The sequence below is a fragment of the Thioalkalivibrio sp. genome, assembly GCF_007692535.1.
Classification (GTDB): domain Bacteria; phylum Pseudomonadota; class Gammaproteobacteria; order Ectothiorhodospirales; family Ectothiorhodospiraceae; genus Thioalkalivibrio.
The window spans coordinates 1-13,211 of the sequence record NZ_REBW01000130.1; the positions used below are offsets into that span (position 1 = coordinate 1).

Consider the following 13,211-nt stretch of genomic DNA (forward strand, 5'->3'; position numbering starts at 1 on the left):
TGAGGCCAGGATCCCGTCGGGTTACGCTGCGCTAACCCGACCTACGCCAACTTACCGTAGGTCGGGTTAGCCCGAAGGGCGTAACCCGACACCTTCCTGGACACCGTTCCCGACGACCCCTACCAAGAGATCGTACTGCCGTCCACGTCGATGAAACGCCCGTTGTCGGCGTCCGAGGCGTCGTCCAGGGTTTTCAACATCGCGGCGACGGATTCGCTGACGTCGATCTCGGCATCGGGGCCACCCATGTCAGTAAGCACCCACCCGGGATGCAGGATCAAGGTAAGAATCCCCTGGTCGGCAAGATCCCGGGCCATGCTTACGCCGACTGCGTTCAGCGCCGCCTTGGACGAGCGGTAGATGTAGACGCCCCCGGATCCGTTGTCGTCCATGGAGCCCATCTTCGAACTCAGCAAGGCGATGCACGGGCGGGTGCCGGTGCGCAAATGCGGCAGCAGGGTCTCGACGATCTGGCGCGGGGCGATGGCATTGACCCGGAAGGTCTCCAGCCAGGCCTCTTCGTCGGTATTGCCCAGGCGGTCGGGGACCGGTCCATAGACTCCCGCGTTGTTGATGAGCAGGTCGACGCTCGTGCCACCGAGGGTGGCGGCGAGGTTGGCCCGATGGGGCGCGCTGGTGACATCCAGCGGCAGCACGGTGAGGCGGTCACGGTTGGCGTTCGCCAACGCCATGAGTTCGCTGGATGCCTCCGGGCGTCGCGCGCCGGCGAAGACCCGATCTCCCCGCGCCAGCAGCTGGCGCACGAATTCGAGCCCGATACCCCGGCCGCAGCCGGTCACCACTACAGTCTTCATCTCACGTTTCCCCATTGGAAGTTAGGCCAGCGAGCGCTGGTAGCAGAAGAGGCGCTGCTGCACCACGTCGGCGGATACGCGCAGGTCTCTGCCGCGGACGTCATAAAGGCGGAGGGTATCCGCAACTGCCGGATCGCTCGCTTCTTCTGTATCCCGCCGGATCCGGCACCCTTCGGGCAGCGCGTCCAGCCACTCGGGATGGAACGCCGTGCCGGACTCCCCCGGAAACACGGCCACATAGGCGATTCTAGACTCAACCAGGTCCTGGAAGAAATGCGAACCGAACGATAGGTCCGGAATCAACCCCGCCCCGAGTTCGGCGACCTCCACCAGCACCGCCACGCGGCTGATGTCGGCGAAGCGAACCGGAATGCCGAGTTCGGGGCTGCCGGTGCCCCAGCGCCCGGGACCGATCAGCAGCGTCGGGCAGTCGTCGCGCTCGCTGGTTTCCCTGTTCAGGCGCCCGACCAGGCGGGCCACGGCGAAACGCTGCGGAATGCTGAGTGCGCTGTAGCGGGGACCGTCGACATGGATGATCCGGTGGATCGGCTGGTCGATGTTGCCACCCATGAAGCGACCGCTGGTCGAGAACAGCAGCCGGTCTGCCGGAACCTGGGCGGGCAGCTGGACCTGCTGTGCTTCGCCCAGGGTCTGCAGCGGGCGGCACTGCACCAGGTTGATCGACGGCGTTCCGTCCTCTGCGAGATGCAGGGTGAACTCGATGTCGACCGGGTAGGCGTAGGCCCTTTCCAGGGTATCCAGTAACTGCCGCATCAACGGTACGAAGTCCGTTTCGCGCAGCAGCGGGGCAAAAGTCAGCCGCCAGATCGGGCCACCGTCGGGTCGTGCCCGCGATCGTTCCGTGGCCTCGCGGTCCAGTTCCGCCACCCAGCGCAGGGGGAGGTCGGGCGCGGCCTGGACCAGTTGACGCAGAGGAATCGAACGCAACCGGTTGTCCATGATGTCGAGGATGTCCACCGCATGCTGGGAGTAGCGGTAGGCATCCCCCGCATCGCGAAACGGGCGCCGGTGCGGCTGGTCGAGGGCGACGACACAGGCGTGGTCGCCCTCGATCCGATCGACTGCGCGCGTGCCGAGGCCAAGCACGAGGCGGAGCATGCCGGCCTTCGGGTCCATCTCGGGGTCCCAGGCGAACACGTTGCGCGAGACGCCGACGCCGGCCGCGTCCGGGAGGTACAGCGGTCCGTGGTAGCGGCCGTTGACCCGCTGCAGCAGCAAACCCATCGGCTCTTCCTGGTTGGCCAGCCCCCGCTGCTGGCGGTAGACCAGGGCGTCCTCGCTCATGCTGGAGGCGAAGACCAGGCGGATGGCCTCCTCCAGCTGCTCCATCCGAGCCTCGGGCGATCCCTGGTTGACCCGGAAGGTGCTTTCGTATTTGCCTGCGAAGGCATTGCCGAAGCCGTCCTCCAGCAGGCTGGAGGAACGCACCAGGATCGGGTACTGGCCGAAGTAGTCGAGCACGCGCTCGAGTTCCAGGCGCACCTCATCGGGAATCTCGCCCTCGAGCATGTCCTGGTGCAGTGACCGGGCCTCCTCGAAATAGCCCTCCGAGGTGCGCTGGCGCATGATCCGCGGCCACCATCCGTTGTGAACCAGGTAGGAGTAGTAGACATCGGATCCCAGGTAGAACGAGTCGTGGGGTTCGAGGTGCCGTTGCCAGCGCTCGGGATTCTCGTGCAGCAGGATCTTTCTCGCCAGCAGCATCCCGACGGCCTTGCCGCCGATGTAGCCCGTACCGATCATGCGGGCCCGCACGGCGAGAAGATCCTCGATCGTCAGGTAGCCTCGCGCCAGCGCGAGGATGCGCGGCTCGCGGCCGATCACGACCTGCAGCAGGTGCTCCAGCACCCCGGAGCGCCGGGATTCGTCCACGCCCGGTGCGACCACTTCCGCGGCTTCGAGGAAGAGTCGATCCCAGCAGTCCAGCTGGCGCCGGCTGGTGCCTTCGCGCCGATGTTCCAGCGCCGCCTGCAGACGGGTGGCATCGCTGCTGTCCACCACCGGCAGGAAGCGATCGCCGCGCTGTCGGTGCGGCAGAAACATGGTGGGGGACTGCCGACGCCAGACCTTGACCGGCTGGACCTGGCGCTCGTTTTCGGCGTGATGCACGTCGATCAGGACCTGGGTGGTCTCGCGGATCCGCGACAACGTCACATGCGAGTGGCTTTGAGGTTGCAGCGCGAAATAGGCGACGGTATCCAGTTCGAACAGGTAGGGGCAGACGACCCGGAAGAAATTGCCCACCATGTAGTCTGTGGCCCAGGCCGAGAGGAGATCCGACAGGCAGTCGCAGACGTAGAAGGCGCCGCGTCCATGATCGGTGATCAGTTGGTAGACCTGCACCGTGAAGGCCTCGAAGCCTCCCTGTGCGTCAAGCCGTACCGTCCGCACGCCGGGGCCTTCCGGCAACAGGGGGGCGTGCTGCCCGAACCGCAGGTAGATGATCTGCCGCCCCTGCGCCGAGGCAGCGGCAACGAAGGGTTCCACAAAGCGGCGGTAGTCGTCGATGTCGTCGACACGCCATACCACGTTGTCGCCGATCCGCAGCCCGTCGAGGATGGTGTCGAGGCCCTCGATTCCGGTTGAAACCATCCTGGATGGATCCGCTTCGGTCATCGCGGGTCCGGACTGCCGCACACCCCAGGCGCGGCGGATCGTGGAGGGGGGCACTGCCCGTGGCTGCCGCACCGGTGGAAATTCCGGTACCATCCGGGTGCTGCGGCAAGGTCCGGTCGGGCTGCATCAATCCGGCCGGGGGTTCCCCGGGGGCGTGGCGGAATTGGTAGACGCAGCGGACTTAAAATCCGCTGACCGCAAGGTCGTGCCGGTTCGATTCCGGCCGTCCCCACCATCGCGGACCGCGGCCTTGCGGCCACGCATCCACGCTGGCCGAGATCAGTCCGCGTCACGTACGAGGCGGGCCTCGAAACGCTGGCGCTTGTGCCGCCAGTTGCTGAAGCCGTTGGCGAAATGAACGCTCCAGGCATAGAACGCGTCGTAGGCGGCTTCGGAGGATGACCAGTAATTTGCAGGGGGGGTATTGGGGAATGCCTCGGGATTGATAGCGGGGTTGAATACCCGGTACTCCACCAGCGTCTGCAGCTCCCCGACCGTCGGCAGGCGCCAACTGTCGTTGCCGGCGAGGTCGGATTCGAGATTGATGGCCTGGTCCCAGGTGTACCGATTGGGAAGGCCTGCGCAAGCGGTTCCGGTCCATTTCTGCCCCATGCTGCAACGCATCCATTGCAGACCCGTTTCGCGATCCAGGACCACAGCGCCGTCCTCGATGGCCTCAAAGCGTGTGTCGGCCGGGTCCGCTGATGCGACCGAGTGGCCAGCCAGCAGCAGTGCAAACCCCGCGATCAGAAACTTCATCCCATTCTCCTTTTTTTTATCGGTTTGATGCCGGGCTTGCGTACGAAGCGTTGCACCGGCCTATGCCCATCGGCGTTTGAAAGCCAGCTAGGGGCACCGAATGAGCATAGCAAAAGCTGGCGTCTGCGGGGGGCGGGCGCTGCCTGTTTTGGCGCCCTTGCGCGCGGACCTGTTCGGCAGGGGAAGGGGTGCTGGCACCGGTAGCGTTTCCTGTTGCGGGGCGGAGACGTTCGCGCGGATCATCCTTGGCGCCCAGTATGCGTGAGGGTCGCCCTCAGCGATTCAGGTTCTGCTGGAAATCCTCCATCATCCTGTCGATGTGCGCACGGACGCGGGCCTCGTCCTGGATGGCGAACTCGAGGAAGGTCTTGGCGACGATGGACAGGACCTTGCGGCGCGGGTGCACGATGTGCCACTGGCGCAGAATGGGGAATTCGGCAACGTCGAGGAGAGCGATCGGGCCGCAGGTTCCCTCGGCGCTGAGGGTATGCAGCGAGAGGACGGCGATCCCGAGTCCTCCGATCACCGCCTGCTTGATGGCCTCGTTGCTGCCGAGGTCCATCCGGATCTTCGGCTGCATGCCATGCTGATCGAACAGCTTCAGTGTCGCCTCGCGGATCCCGGAGCCCGGTTCGCGCATCAGGAAATATTCCTTGGCGAGGCGCTGGATGGGGATGTTCCGTTTGCCGACCAGGGGATGATCCCGCCGGGCCATGACCACCAGCGGGTTGGGCGCGAACGGGTAGACGGCGACGTCCGTCAGTTGGTCCGGCACGTGCCCGATGATGTAGAGGTCGTCGTCGTTGTTGGCGAGCCGCGCCAGTACCCGATCGTAGTTGCTGACCTCCAGCGAGAGTTCGACCTGGGGGTACTTGCGGGCGAACTGCCCCAGGATGCTCGGCGCCAGGTACTGTGCCGTGGTGATCACTGCCAGCCGCAGCCGTCCGCGCTTCAGACCGTGGAGATCGGCGAGCTTCATCTCCAGGTTGGTCAGGGATCCGAGGATTTCCCGGCAGGTGTCGTAGAGTTCATGGCCGACCTCGGTGGGGAAGACCTTGCGCCCGATCTGCTCGAACAGGGGCATGCCTACGGCATCGGAGAGCTTTTTGATCTGGATCGAGACCGTCGGCTGGGTCAGGAACAGTGCTTCGGCCGCCTGCGTGAAACTGCCCAGCCGCACGATCGCCTCGAACACCTGCAGCTGGCGGAGCGTGGCGTGCCGGATGAGGTGTCCCGGCAGCTCCGACTTGAGCATGATCTGGGGCTGTGACGGATCCTTGCCGCTCATGCCGGTTTCCAGCTGCGGTCAATCAAGACCGGCACGGTGGCCGGGCGCTGGGGGTGGACGGTCAATTCTGCAATTCGACGGGTGCGGTGTACATCAGCAGCCCGTAATCCTGCTCGTAGGCTGACTGGAGGCGCTGGACGATACGTTGGCACAGCTCTGCATTGCCGACGATTTCGATACGGATGTTGCCGCCCTGGGTCCACCTCCCGGCGCGGGTTCCATGTGTCCCGCGGCCCCGCGCGTCGGTGATGGTATACCCCTTGGCGCCCAGATCCATGATCTCGTCGATCAGGATGTCTTCCAGGACGGTCTCACTGACGATGATGAGGAGAGTCATGGGCTGCGAAGTCATAGCGATCACGCTCCGAAGGAATGTATGAACTGAGCCATCCAGAGGTAAATCGGGATTCCCAGGAAGATATTGAAGGGGAAGGTGATGCCCAGCGCGGCGCCGATGGAAAGCGCCGGATTGGCCTTTGGTACTGCAATGCGCATGGCCGCGGGAGCGGCGATGTACGAGGCGCTGGCATAAAGCGTCGCCAGGAGCATGGTGCCACCGACCGACAGCCCCAGCATCCAGCCGAGGAGGGTACCAAGGATCGCCGAAAGCAGAGGAGTGAGGATGGCAAAACTGACGAGAAACACGCCATAGCTCCGCAGCCCCGCGATTCGGCCCGCCGCGACAAGACCCATTTCGAGCAGAAACAGTGCCAGGATCCCCTTGAACAGGTCGAAGAACAGGATGTCGAGCGGCTTGATCCCTTCCGCACCGGCGACGAATCCGATCACCAGACCGCCCGCGAGCAGCAGGATGCTCTTCCCGAATAAGACCTCGTGCGCAAGTCTTCCCCATTGTGCGCTGCCCGACCCGCTACGGGCGAGCACGACACCGATCACCAGCGCAGGGATCTCGAGAAGGACCAGGAAGACGATCATGTAACCTTCGAAGTCGATGTCTTCCTGCATCAGCAAGGCCACGGCCACCGAGAAGGTGACGACGCTGACCGAACCGTAGTGGGCAGCGATGGAGCCTGAGTCCGCGCGGGTCATGCGGCCCAGCAGGCGCAGTACCGGGAACGCCAGCAGCGGAATCAGCGCGCCGACCGCGAGGATCAGGAGGGCGGGGACCAGCAGCTGCACAAGCGGGAATTCGGCCAGTTTCACGCCGCCCTGGAGGCCGATCGCAAGCAGCAGGAAGATCGAAAGGGCCTCGTAGATCGAGCCGGGAATCTTCAGGTCGGACCGGACCAGGCCCGCGAACACCCCAAGCAGAAAGAAGAGCACCACAGGTTCAAATTGCATCGCAGGTTTCCTGTGCGGGCGGGTTGGGAAGCTTCGGTCCGGGTCTGATAGCAGCCAGCGAGTATACCGACGAGCCGGAGGCCCGGGACACGGTCATTCGGCCCAGCGGCCCAGGTAGGCATCGATGATGTCGATGACGGCCTGTGCCTTGATCACCAGGCCCAGGTCGATCATTTCCGCGGTCGTGACCGTGCTACCTGGGGTTGCCGGCACGGGACCAGGCACGAGTTCGTTCGTCTCCTCGCGGAAGAAGACCGCGGCAATCACTCCGGCGAACATGAACTTTCGACCCACGCTCTGGGTGGGACGCATGAAGTCGGGTTGATAAACGAAGACCGGACTGCCGCTGGAGCCGGGGTAGACGGCGGCATCGATCAGAAACTCCGGGCGCCCCTCGAAGTCGAGGAACATCGGGGTGGCAGTCGTGCCTCGGCGCATGATCGGCATCAGGTTCACGTGGTCCCACACGCCGCTGGGGTAACCCACGAAGAGGATTTCTTCCAGTGCGTCCAGCGCCCGCAGCGCGGCGGCGTCGGGACACAGCCGACTGTCGATGACGTGGTAATAGAGTTCAACCCCCTGATCACGGGCCGCCTGTTCCAGGGGACGCATCGGGACGATCGCAAGGTCCACCTCGGGATCCGGATGCAGGAACCATGCGTGCGGGAAATCCTCGATGTTCAGCTGAAAGCGGTGCCCGATCAACGGCTGGCCGTTGCGTTTCTGGGTGAAGACGAGGCCGCCGCTGCGCACACCCTCGACGAGGTGGCGATTGGTGACGATGAAGGTGAAGCTCCCCCGGCGGTGGGTGTGGCTGACGACGAAGGCGGTGCCGGAACCCTCGCTGCCGTCCTCGAGGACGGTATCGACCCGGATGGTGTTGAACAGGAGCTTCTTGCTCAGCGAGTTGACGTCCATCGGGGTTTTACCGGGTCAGGCCCATATACAGCATGGGCAGCTTTTCGGGCAGTCGCTCCACCTGATCGAGCACGGTGAAATTGTTCGCGCCAAAGATCCTGGAGACGTATTGATCCGCATGCGGGTCCAGTGACAGCGCATAGGTGGTGATGCCGTTTCGCGCCAGCTCCTCCACCGCGCGCTTGGCATCGTGACGCAGATACTGCGGATCACGCACATCGTTGTCGGCCGGCTCGCCGTCGGTGATGATGAACAGGACTTTCTTGTTCTTCGGCTGTTTTTCGAGAACCGTGCCGGCATGGCGGAGTGCCGCGCCCATTCGTGTCGAGTACGAACCCTGCATGCCCGCCAGCCGCGCCTTCACGAGGTCGTTGTAGGGCTGGTCGAAGTCCTTGAAGCGGTAGTAATGCACGTCGTGTCGGCCGTCGGAACAGAAGCCGTGAAGGGCGAAGGGATCGCCAATCCGATCGAGTGCATCCGACAGCAGGATGGTCGCGGACCGTGTCAGGTCCATGATGCTGTATTCCTGGCCGCGCACCTTGTCGTTCGCGGACTCCGACATGTCCAGCAGCACCATCACCGCGAGATCCCGAACATTGCGCTTGTAGCGCATCATGATCCGGGTATCGGGATGCTGGCCGGTGCGGATATCCACCATCGCACGGACCGCCGCGTTGATATCCAGTTCGTCCCCGTCCTCCTGGCGGCGCAGGCGTTGCATGCCCTGCGGGATCATCGATTCGATCAGGAACTTGAGGCGGGAGATCACGGGCTTGTGGTCCTCGATGATCTTCTCGATCAGTTCCAGATCCCCCAGCTTTGGTCTCCGTTCCAGAACCGTCACCCAGCTCGGGCGTTCGAGCTGAATCTGGTAGTCCCATTCGTGATAGTGGAAGGGGTCGGAGACGGGCGTCTTGCCCTCGAGTTCATTGATGGTCACGCCTTCCTGATCCAGGTAGAACTCGGTCGGCAGCACCCAGACCTCCTGGGCGTCGTCGCCGGCGAACTCGTAGTCGAGCGTGTTCACCATCTCGATCACGCTGACGGTTCTGCGTACCTGTTTCGGAGCCCAGGTCGCCTCCAGCGCGGCCTCCAGGTTGTATTCCTGGGATTCCCATACCGTTCGGTTGTCGTCGCGGTAGGGCGCGCGGAGGACATCGGTGCGTGGGTTGAACCCGGGCAGGGGCAGTGTGGCCAGACTGTGGGCCAGGTCGACGCCGATGTTCCAGCTGATCTGGTTGCTGGAGAGGTCCTCTTCGGCGCGGAACAGGGACAGCCCCTGCTGGACCCAGGGGTGGGGATCCCGGGACTCGGGTTCCAGAAAGGCCCGCGCGAGGCGATTCAGGAGATCACCGACGCTCTGCGGGTCGCCGTAATCGGCTGGCGGATGCAGTGCGAGCCACGTGGATCGCATGTTGGGAAACTGCGCACAGGCAAGCGCCTCCACTCGCGCGTCTTCCACCGCTTCGATGATGGCCATCTGCATGATGTCCAGCGTCTCCATGGACAGCGGTTTCCGGGTGAATACCAGATGCGCCGCGCAGTGGTTGGCGGCCGCGCGGTAGAGTTCGAGGCCGGATACGACTTGCGCATCCGGCGTCTCGTCGCCCAGGGGGCGGTAATCGTCATAGGCATCCGCGATGTGGATGACGAAGTGCTCGATATAGGGCTTCAGACCCTCGCGGCTCTCGTAGTCCCCGGCGGTCGGGCGCAGGAAGAAATCCCGCCCCCACATTGCGCGAAGGTAGATGTTGAGGCGCCGTTGCACGTCGACGAACAGGGTGCCCTTGCGCTCGGCCTGGAGCACCGACATGGCATCGGGACTCTGCAGCGAGAAGTAACGGATCTGGCCCTCGAAATCGGTCTTGTAGGCCTGTGCACCCCAGTTCACCCAGCGGCGAAAACCACCCAGCGTGAGCTGGGTCAGCAGCTGGTCCAGGTGCTCCAGCATCGGCCGCATGCCGCGGGGTGCCTGGGCCAGCATCACCTGAAGGACGTTCAGGTAGGACCGGAAGAGGCTTTCGTCCCCGAGGCGTTCCGCAGCCAGCGGTGCGGTCCCGACAATGAGTGTCAGAACCTGGCCGGATGTCTTCGATGCCATGCTGAGCAGGAAGGTCACGACATCGGGCAGGGTCTCCTCACCGATGGCGCGCGCCACCTCCGGCATTTCCTGCAGATAGGTGACCACGAGCTCCGGATCCCGGTCGAGGTGATGCAGCGCGACCGCACCTTTGAGGTAGTTGTCCAGACCGCGGGAGGAGAAGACGCGCGCAGCCTCGTTCCATGAGCCGCGAAGGACATCCTGGGCATCGTGCGGGAGGTCTTCGAGGATCTCCCCGTAATCTTCGAGATGAATGGCCATGGAATTCCAGTGTGCGCCGTCAAGGACGGCGCACGGTGCCCTCAGAAATAGGTTGTGACGGCCGAATCCAGAGCGTCACGCATGTCGGGATCGTCGGTGATCGGGCGCACCAGGGCCACGCGACAGGCGGCCAGGGGCGCGACGCCTTTGGCGATCAGCGTGCCAGCGTAAATGAGCATGCGGGTGGACAGACCCTCGTCGAGTCCGTGTCCCTTCAGGTTGCGCGCTCGCTCGCCGATGTGCACGAGGTTTTTCGCGACCTCGATGCCTACCCCGGACTCATGCGCCACGATTTCCGCCTCGACCTCGTGTTCGGGATAGTTGAAGTCCAGCGCGCCGAAGCGCTGCTTGGTGGACTGCTTGAGGTCCTTCATCAGCGACTGGTAGCCCGGGTTGTACGAGATCACGACCTGGAAGTCCGGGTGTGCCTCGATCAACTCGCCCTTCTTCTCGAGGGGCAGCACCCGCCGCGCGTCGGTCAGGGGGTGGATGACCACGGTGGTGTCCTGGCGCGCCTCGACCACTTCATCGAGGTAGCAGATTGCCCCGTGGCGTGCCGCCACCGCCAGCGGGCCATCCTGCCAACGGGTGCCGTTGGCGTCGAGCAGGAATCGGCCCACCAGATCGGAAGCGGTCATGTCCTCGTTGCACGAGACCGTGATCAGAGGCTTGCCCAGTTTCCAGGCCATGTATTCGACGAAGCGGGTCTTGCCACAGCCGGTTGGACCCTTGAGCATCATCGGCATGCGGACGGAGTAGGCCGCCTCGTAAAGATCGACCTCATCGGCAACGGCAAGGTAGTACGGTTCTTCCCTGATCACATAGGGGCCAAGAACCTCCGAGGTCACATGGTCTGCCGCGGGCCGGTAAGCAGCGTCTGCTGTGGGCCGGTAGGCAGCCGGCTGCCGGACGGTCGAACGCGCAACGGCATCGATGCGCGGGGCGTAGGTTCGCACGGTGGGTCGATTGGGCATGTCAGGTCACCTGCAGGGTTGCATTCAGTCGGGCCAGACGCGCTTGGGGAACAGGGCGCTTCCGCTTTCGGGGATTTCGTCGGTCCGGGGCTTCTTGCCGGTCGTGGGCTTGCTCGTGCCAGTGGACGCCGGTGCCTTCTTTGCGGTAGCTGCCGGTTTCCGCGCCGCCGGCTTCTTCGGGGCAGCCTCTTTGAGAGGGGCGGTGGGCCGGGGCTTCGCAGCGGTGGCTGGGGCCTTGTCCGCAGGCTTGGCTACTTCTGCCGCTACCGGATCTTTGGCGTCGCTCTTCTGGGCCGCCTTGGCCTGACGCACGCTGGCGGATAGCTTGTCCTTGGTATTTGTCATGGTGTGATCACCTCGTTGATGACGGCTTCGATTTCGGCCGCAGCCTGTGCTCCCCGGCCACCCAGTTGATACACGGATACGCCATCGAGTGCGGCGCCCCGGTATACCGCACGGCGGCGCAACGCGGCACCCAGCACTGGGATGTCGAACTCTTCCAGCGCTTCGCGCATGGACGCCGACAGCGCGCTTCTGGGCTCCATCTGGTTGAGGACCAGAAAGGCCTTGAGTTTCGGGTTCACCTTGCGGGCCTCAGCGATCTCCTGTGGGAGTCGCAGACTCGCCCACAGATCCACCGGTGACGGCAGGATGGGGATCAGCGCGATATCGCAGGCGCGCAACGCCTGCAGAGACGCATGGCTGTCGAGAGACGGCGGACAGTCCAATACGGTGTACCGGTAGGCCTGGAAGCCCTTCTGCAGGGAGCGGGCATCCCATTTGCCGCTCATCTGCTTGACGGTTGCAGGGAAGGGCGCGCTTCCGAGTGTGGCCCACTGCCGTGAGGAACCTTGCGGATCGAGGTCGATGACCACAGTGTCGCCACGGCGAGAGAGGCCAGCGCCAAGATTCATCGCGAGCGTTGTCTTGCCCGCGCCACCCTTCTGATTGACGACTGCCGTGACGTGCGTGGGCATTTCAGGGCTCCACCGACCCCGTCAGCGCATTGATTCGCGCGGCGAGGTCCAGCTCGACCGACCCCGGCTCGCTGCCATCGGCCGACTCCAGGGTGATGTTGACATAGGTGGTGCCGAAACTGATGTTCTGCGGGTGCACTCCCAACTCTTCCGTCAACGCGGCGACGGCATCGAGGAAGACACGCGTTTCGCCGTAGCGTTCGAACTCGAAGCGCCGAAACAATGCCGGAGGTCTCCCGCGCGCTTCCCATCCCTCCGGTAGATCAGCCATGCCGGTTCCGTTCTGCCATCATGCGGTCGATTTCCTGAACATGCGCCAGTTCGTCTTCCAGGATCTCCTCGAACAGTTTCGCTGACTCGGCGTCGCGCATGCGCCTCGCGTGAGCGACGGCTTCGCGGTAGACCTTGACCGCGTCGGCCTCGAGAATGCGGTTCGCAGCCAGCAGGTCATCGACGCTGCGACCCAGCCGCGCCGGCGTCAGGCTCGCGGCGGCGGGCGCCACCCCGACCCGGATCAGACGTTCCATCAGGCGCTCCGCATGCCCCAGTTCCTCGACGGCCTCGGCCCGCAGGTACGTTGCGAGCGTCTCATCCCCCCACAGGTGTGCAAGCACGCTCTGCGCAAGGTATTGCTGCACGGCGCTCATCTCATGAGTGAGCGCGCGCGACAGCCAGCCGATGGTCCGCGGATCGACGCTCATCGAGCGGCGTCCTAGCTGCGGGTCGAGGTAAGTTCGGCGTCGCGGCCACCGCCAACGGCGGACGGCTCGGTTGGCAGGATGCCTTCCACCTCGTTATGCACGCGGGCGATGATGTGCGCGGCCACCAGGCCGTCACCCACGCGCTCGCAGGCATCGGCGCCCGCACGGACGGCCGCGTTGACCGCGCCGGTCTCACCGCGCACCAGCACGGTGACGTAGCCGCCGCCGACGAACTGGCGGCCGATCAGCCGGACTTCGGCGGCCTTGGTCATGGCGTCCGCTGCTTCAATCGCGGGAACCAGACCACGGGTCTCAATCATGCCAAGGGCAATACCAGCCACGTTAGCCATGCACTCTCTCCATTACAGTATTACAGAACCCGCAAGCCCCTGAATCAGGCGGACGGCTCGGTTGGCAGGATGCCTTCCACTTCGTTGTGCACGCGGGCGATGATGTGCGCGGCCACCAGGCCGTCACC

The 13,211-nt window shown here is 64.3% G+C and carries 14 protein-coding genes, 1 tRNA gene and 1 pseudogene; 1 reads left to right on the plus strand and 15 read right to left on the minus strand.

From position 1 onward, the window contains the following. Window positions 1-119 precede the first annotated feature (119 nt). Window positions 120-815, minus strand: coding sequence for an SDR family oxidoreductase (locus EA346_RS06820; protein ID WP_296756940.1), 696 nt, complete (start codon window positions 813-815; stop codon window positions 120-122). A 21-nt stretch (window positions 816-836) separates the two neighbouring features. Continuing rightward, window positions 837-3,428, minus strand: coding sequence for a PEP/pyruvate-binding domain-containing protein (locus EA346_RS06825; RefSeq protein ID WP_296756942.1), 2,592 nt, complete (start codon window positions 3,426-3,428; stop codon window positions 837-839). Between the two features lie 172 nt (window positions 3,429-3,600). Here EA346_RS06825 and EA346_RS06830 point away from each other — a divergent pair. Continuing rightward, a tRNA-Leu gene (locus EA346_RS06830) sits at window positions 3,601-3,687 on the plus strand. A gap of 44 nt (window positions 3,688-3,731) precedes the next feature. On the opposite strand, the gene EA346_RS06835 is transcribed toward EA346_RS06830, so the two are convergent. The 13 genes and pseudogenes from EA346_RS06835 to EA346_RS06895 all read right to left on the minus strand — a co-directional run. Beyond that, window positions 3,732-4,211 carry a DUF1566 domain-containing protein gene (locus EA346_RS06835; protein WP_296756943.1) on the minus strand — a complete coding sequence of 160 codons (480 nt, stop codon included), beginning with the start codon at window positions 4,209-4,211 and terminating at the stop codon, window positions 3,732-3,734. A 274-nt stretch (window positions 4,212-4,485) separates the two neighbouring features. Then, window positions 4,486-5,466: a LysR family transcriptional regulator gene (locus EA346_RS06840; RefSeq protein WP_296756964.1), complete on the minus strand. Its 981-nt coding sequence runs from the start codon at window positions 5,464-5,466 to the stop codon at window positions 4,486-4,488. Window positions 5,467-5,560: 94 nt separating this feature from the next. Further along, on the minus strand, window positions 5,561-5,851 hold the full coding sequence (locus EA346_RS06845) for a transcriptional regulator (protein ID WP_296756945.1): 291 nt from the start codon (window positions 5,849-5,851) through the stop codon (window positions 5,561-5,563). A 5-nt stretch (window positions 5,852-5,856) separates the two neighbouring features. Then, entirely contained in the window at window positions 5,857-6,801 is a 945-nt protein-coding gene (locus tag EA346_RS06850) for a sodium-dependent bicarbonate transport family permease (RefSeq protein WP_296756948.1), read from the minus strand. 93 nt (window positions 6,802-6,894) lie between these two features. Further along, window positions 6,895-7,719, minus strand: coding sequence for a serine protease (locus EA346_RS06855; protein WP_296756949.1), 825 nt, complete (start codon window positions 7,717-7,719; stop codon window positions 6,895-6,897). Between the two features lie 7 nt (window positions 7,720-7,726). Next, window positions 7,727-10,081: a nitric oxide reductase activation protein NorD gene (locus tag EA346_RS06860; protein ID WP_296756951.1), complete on the minus strand. Its 2,355-nt coding sequence runs from the start codon at window positions 10,079-10,081 to the stop codon at window positions 7,727-7,729. 41 nt (window positions 10,082-10,122) lie between these two features. Next, on the minus strand, window positions 10,123-11,055 hold the full coding sequence (locus tag EA346_RS06865) for a CbbQ/NirQ/NorQ/GpvN family protein (RefSeq protein ID WP_296756953.1): 933 nt from the start codon (window positions 11,053-11,055) through the stop codon (window positions 10,123-10,125). 24 nt (window positions 11,056-11,079) lie between these two features. After that, a complete protein-coding gene (locus tag EA346_RS06870; protein WP_296756956.1) occupies window positions 11,080-11,400 on the minus strand; it encodes a hypothetical protein in 321 nt (106 codons plus the stop codon). Continuing rightward, window positions 11,397-12,032, minus strand: a complete 636-nt coding sequence (gene parA / locus EA346_RS06875) for a ParA family partition ATPase (protein ID WP_296750376.1) — start codon at window positions 12,030-12,032, stop codon at window positions 11,397-11,399. The genes EA346_RS06870 and parA overlap by 4 nt, the downstream gene beginning before the upstream one ends. Window position 12,033: 1 nt before the next feature. Beyond that, on the minus strand, window positions 12,034-12,303 hold the full coding sequence (locus EA346_RS06880; protein ID WP_296756958.1) for a 4a-hydroxytetrahydrobiopterin dehydratase: 270 nt from the start codon (window positions 12,301-12,303) through the stop codon (window positions 12,034-12,036). Further along, entirely contained in the window at window positions 12,296-12,733 is a 438-nt protein-coding gene (locus tag EA346_RS06885; protein WP_296756960.1) for a ferritin-like domain-containing protein, read from the minus strand. Before EA346_RS06885 ends, EA346_RS06880 begins: the two co-directional genes overlap by 8 nt. 11 nt (window positions 12,734-12,744) lie before the next feature. Then, window positions 12,745-13,083 (minus strand): BMC domain-containing protein, encoded by a 339-nt coding sequence (locus tag EA346_RS06890; RefSeq protein ID WP_296756962.1) that lies wholly within the window; start codon window positions 13,081-13,083, stop codon window positions 12,745-12,747. Between the two features lie 44 nt (window positions 13,084-13,127). Then, a pseudogene (locus EA346_RS06895) lies at window positions 13,128-13,211 on the minus strand (carbon dioxide-concentrating protein CcmK); the annotation flags it as partial.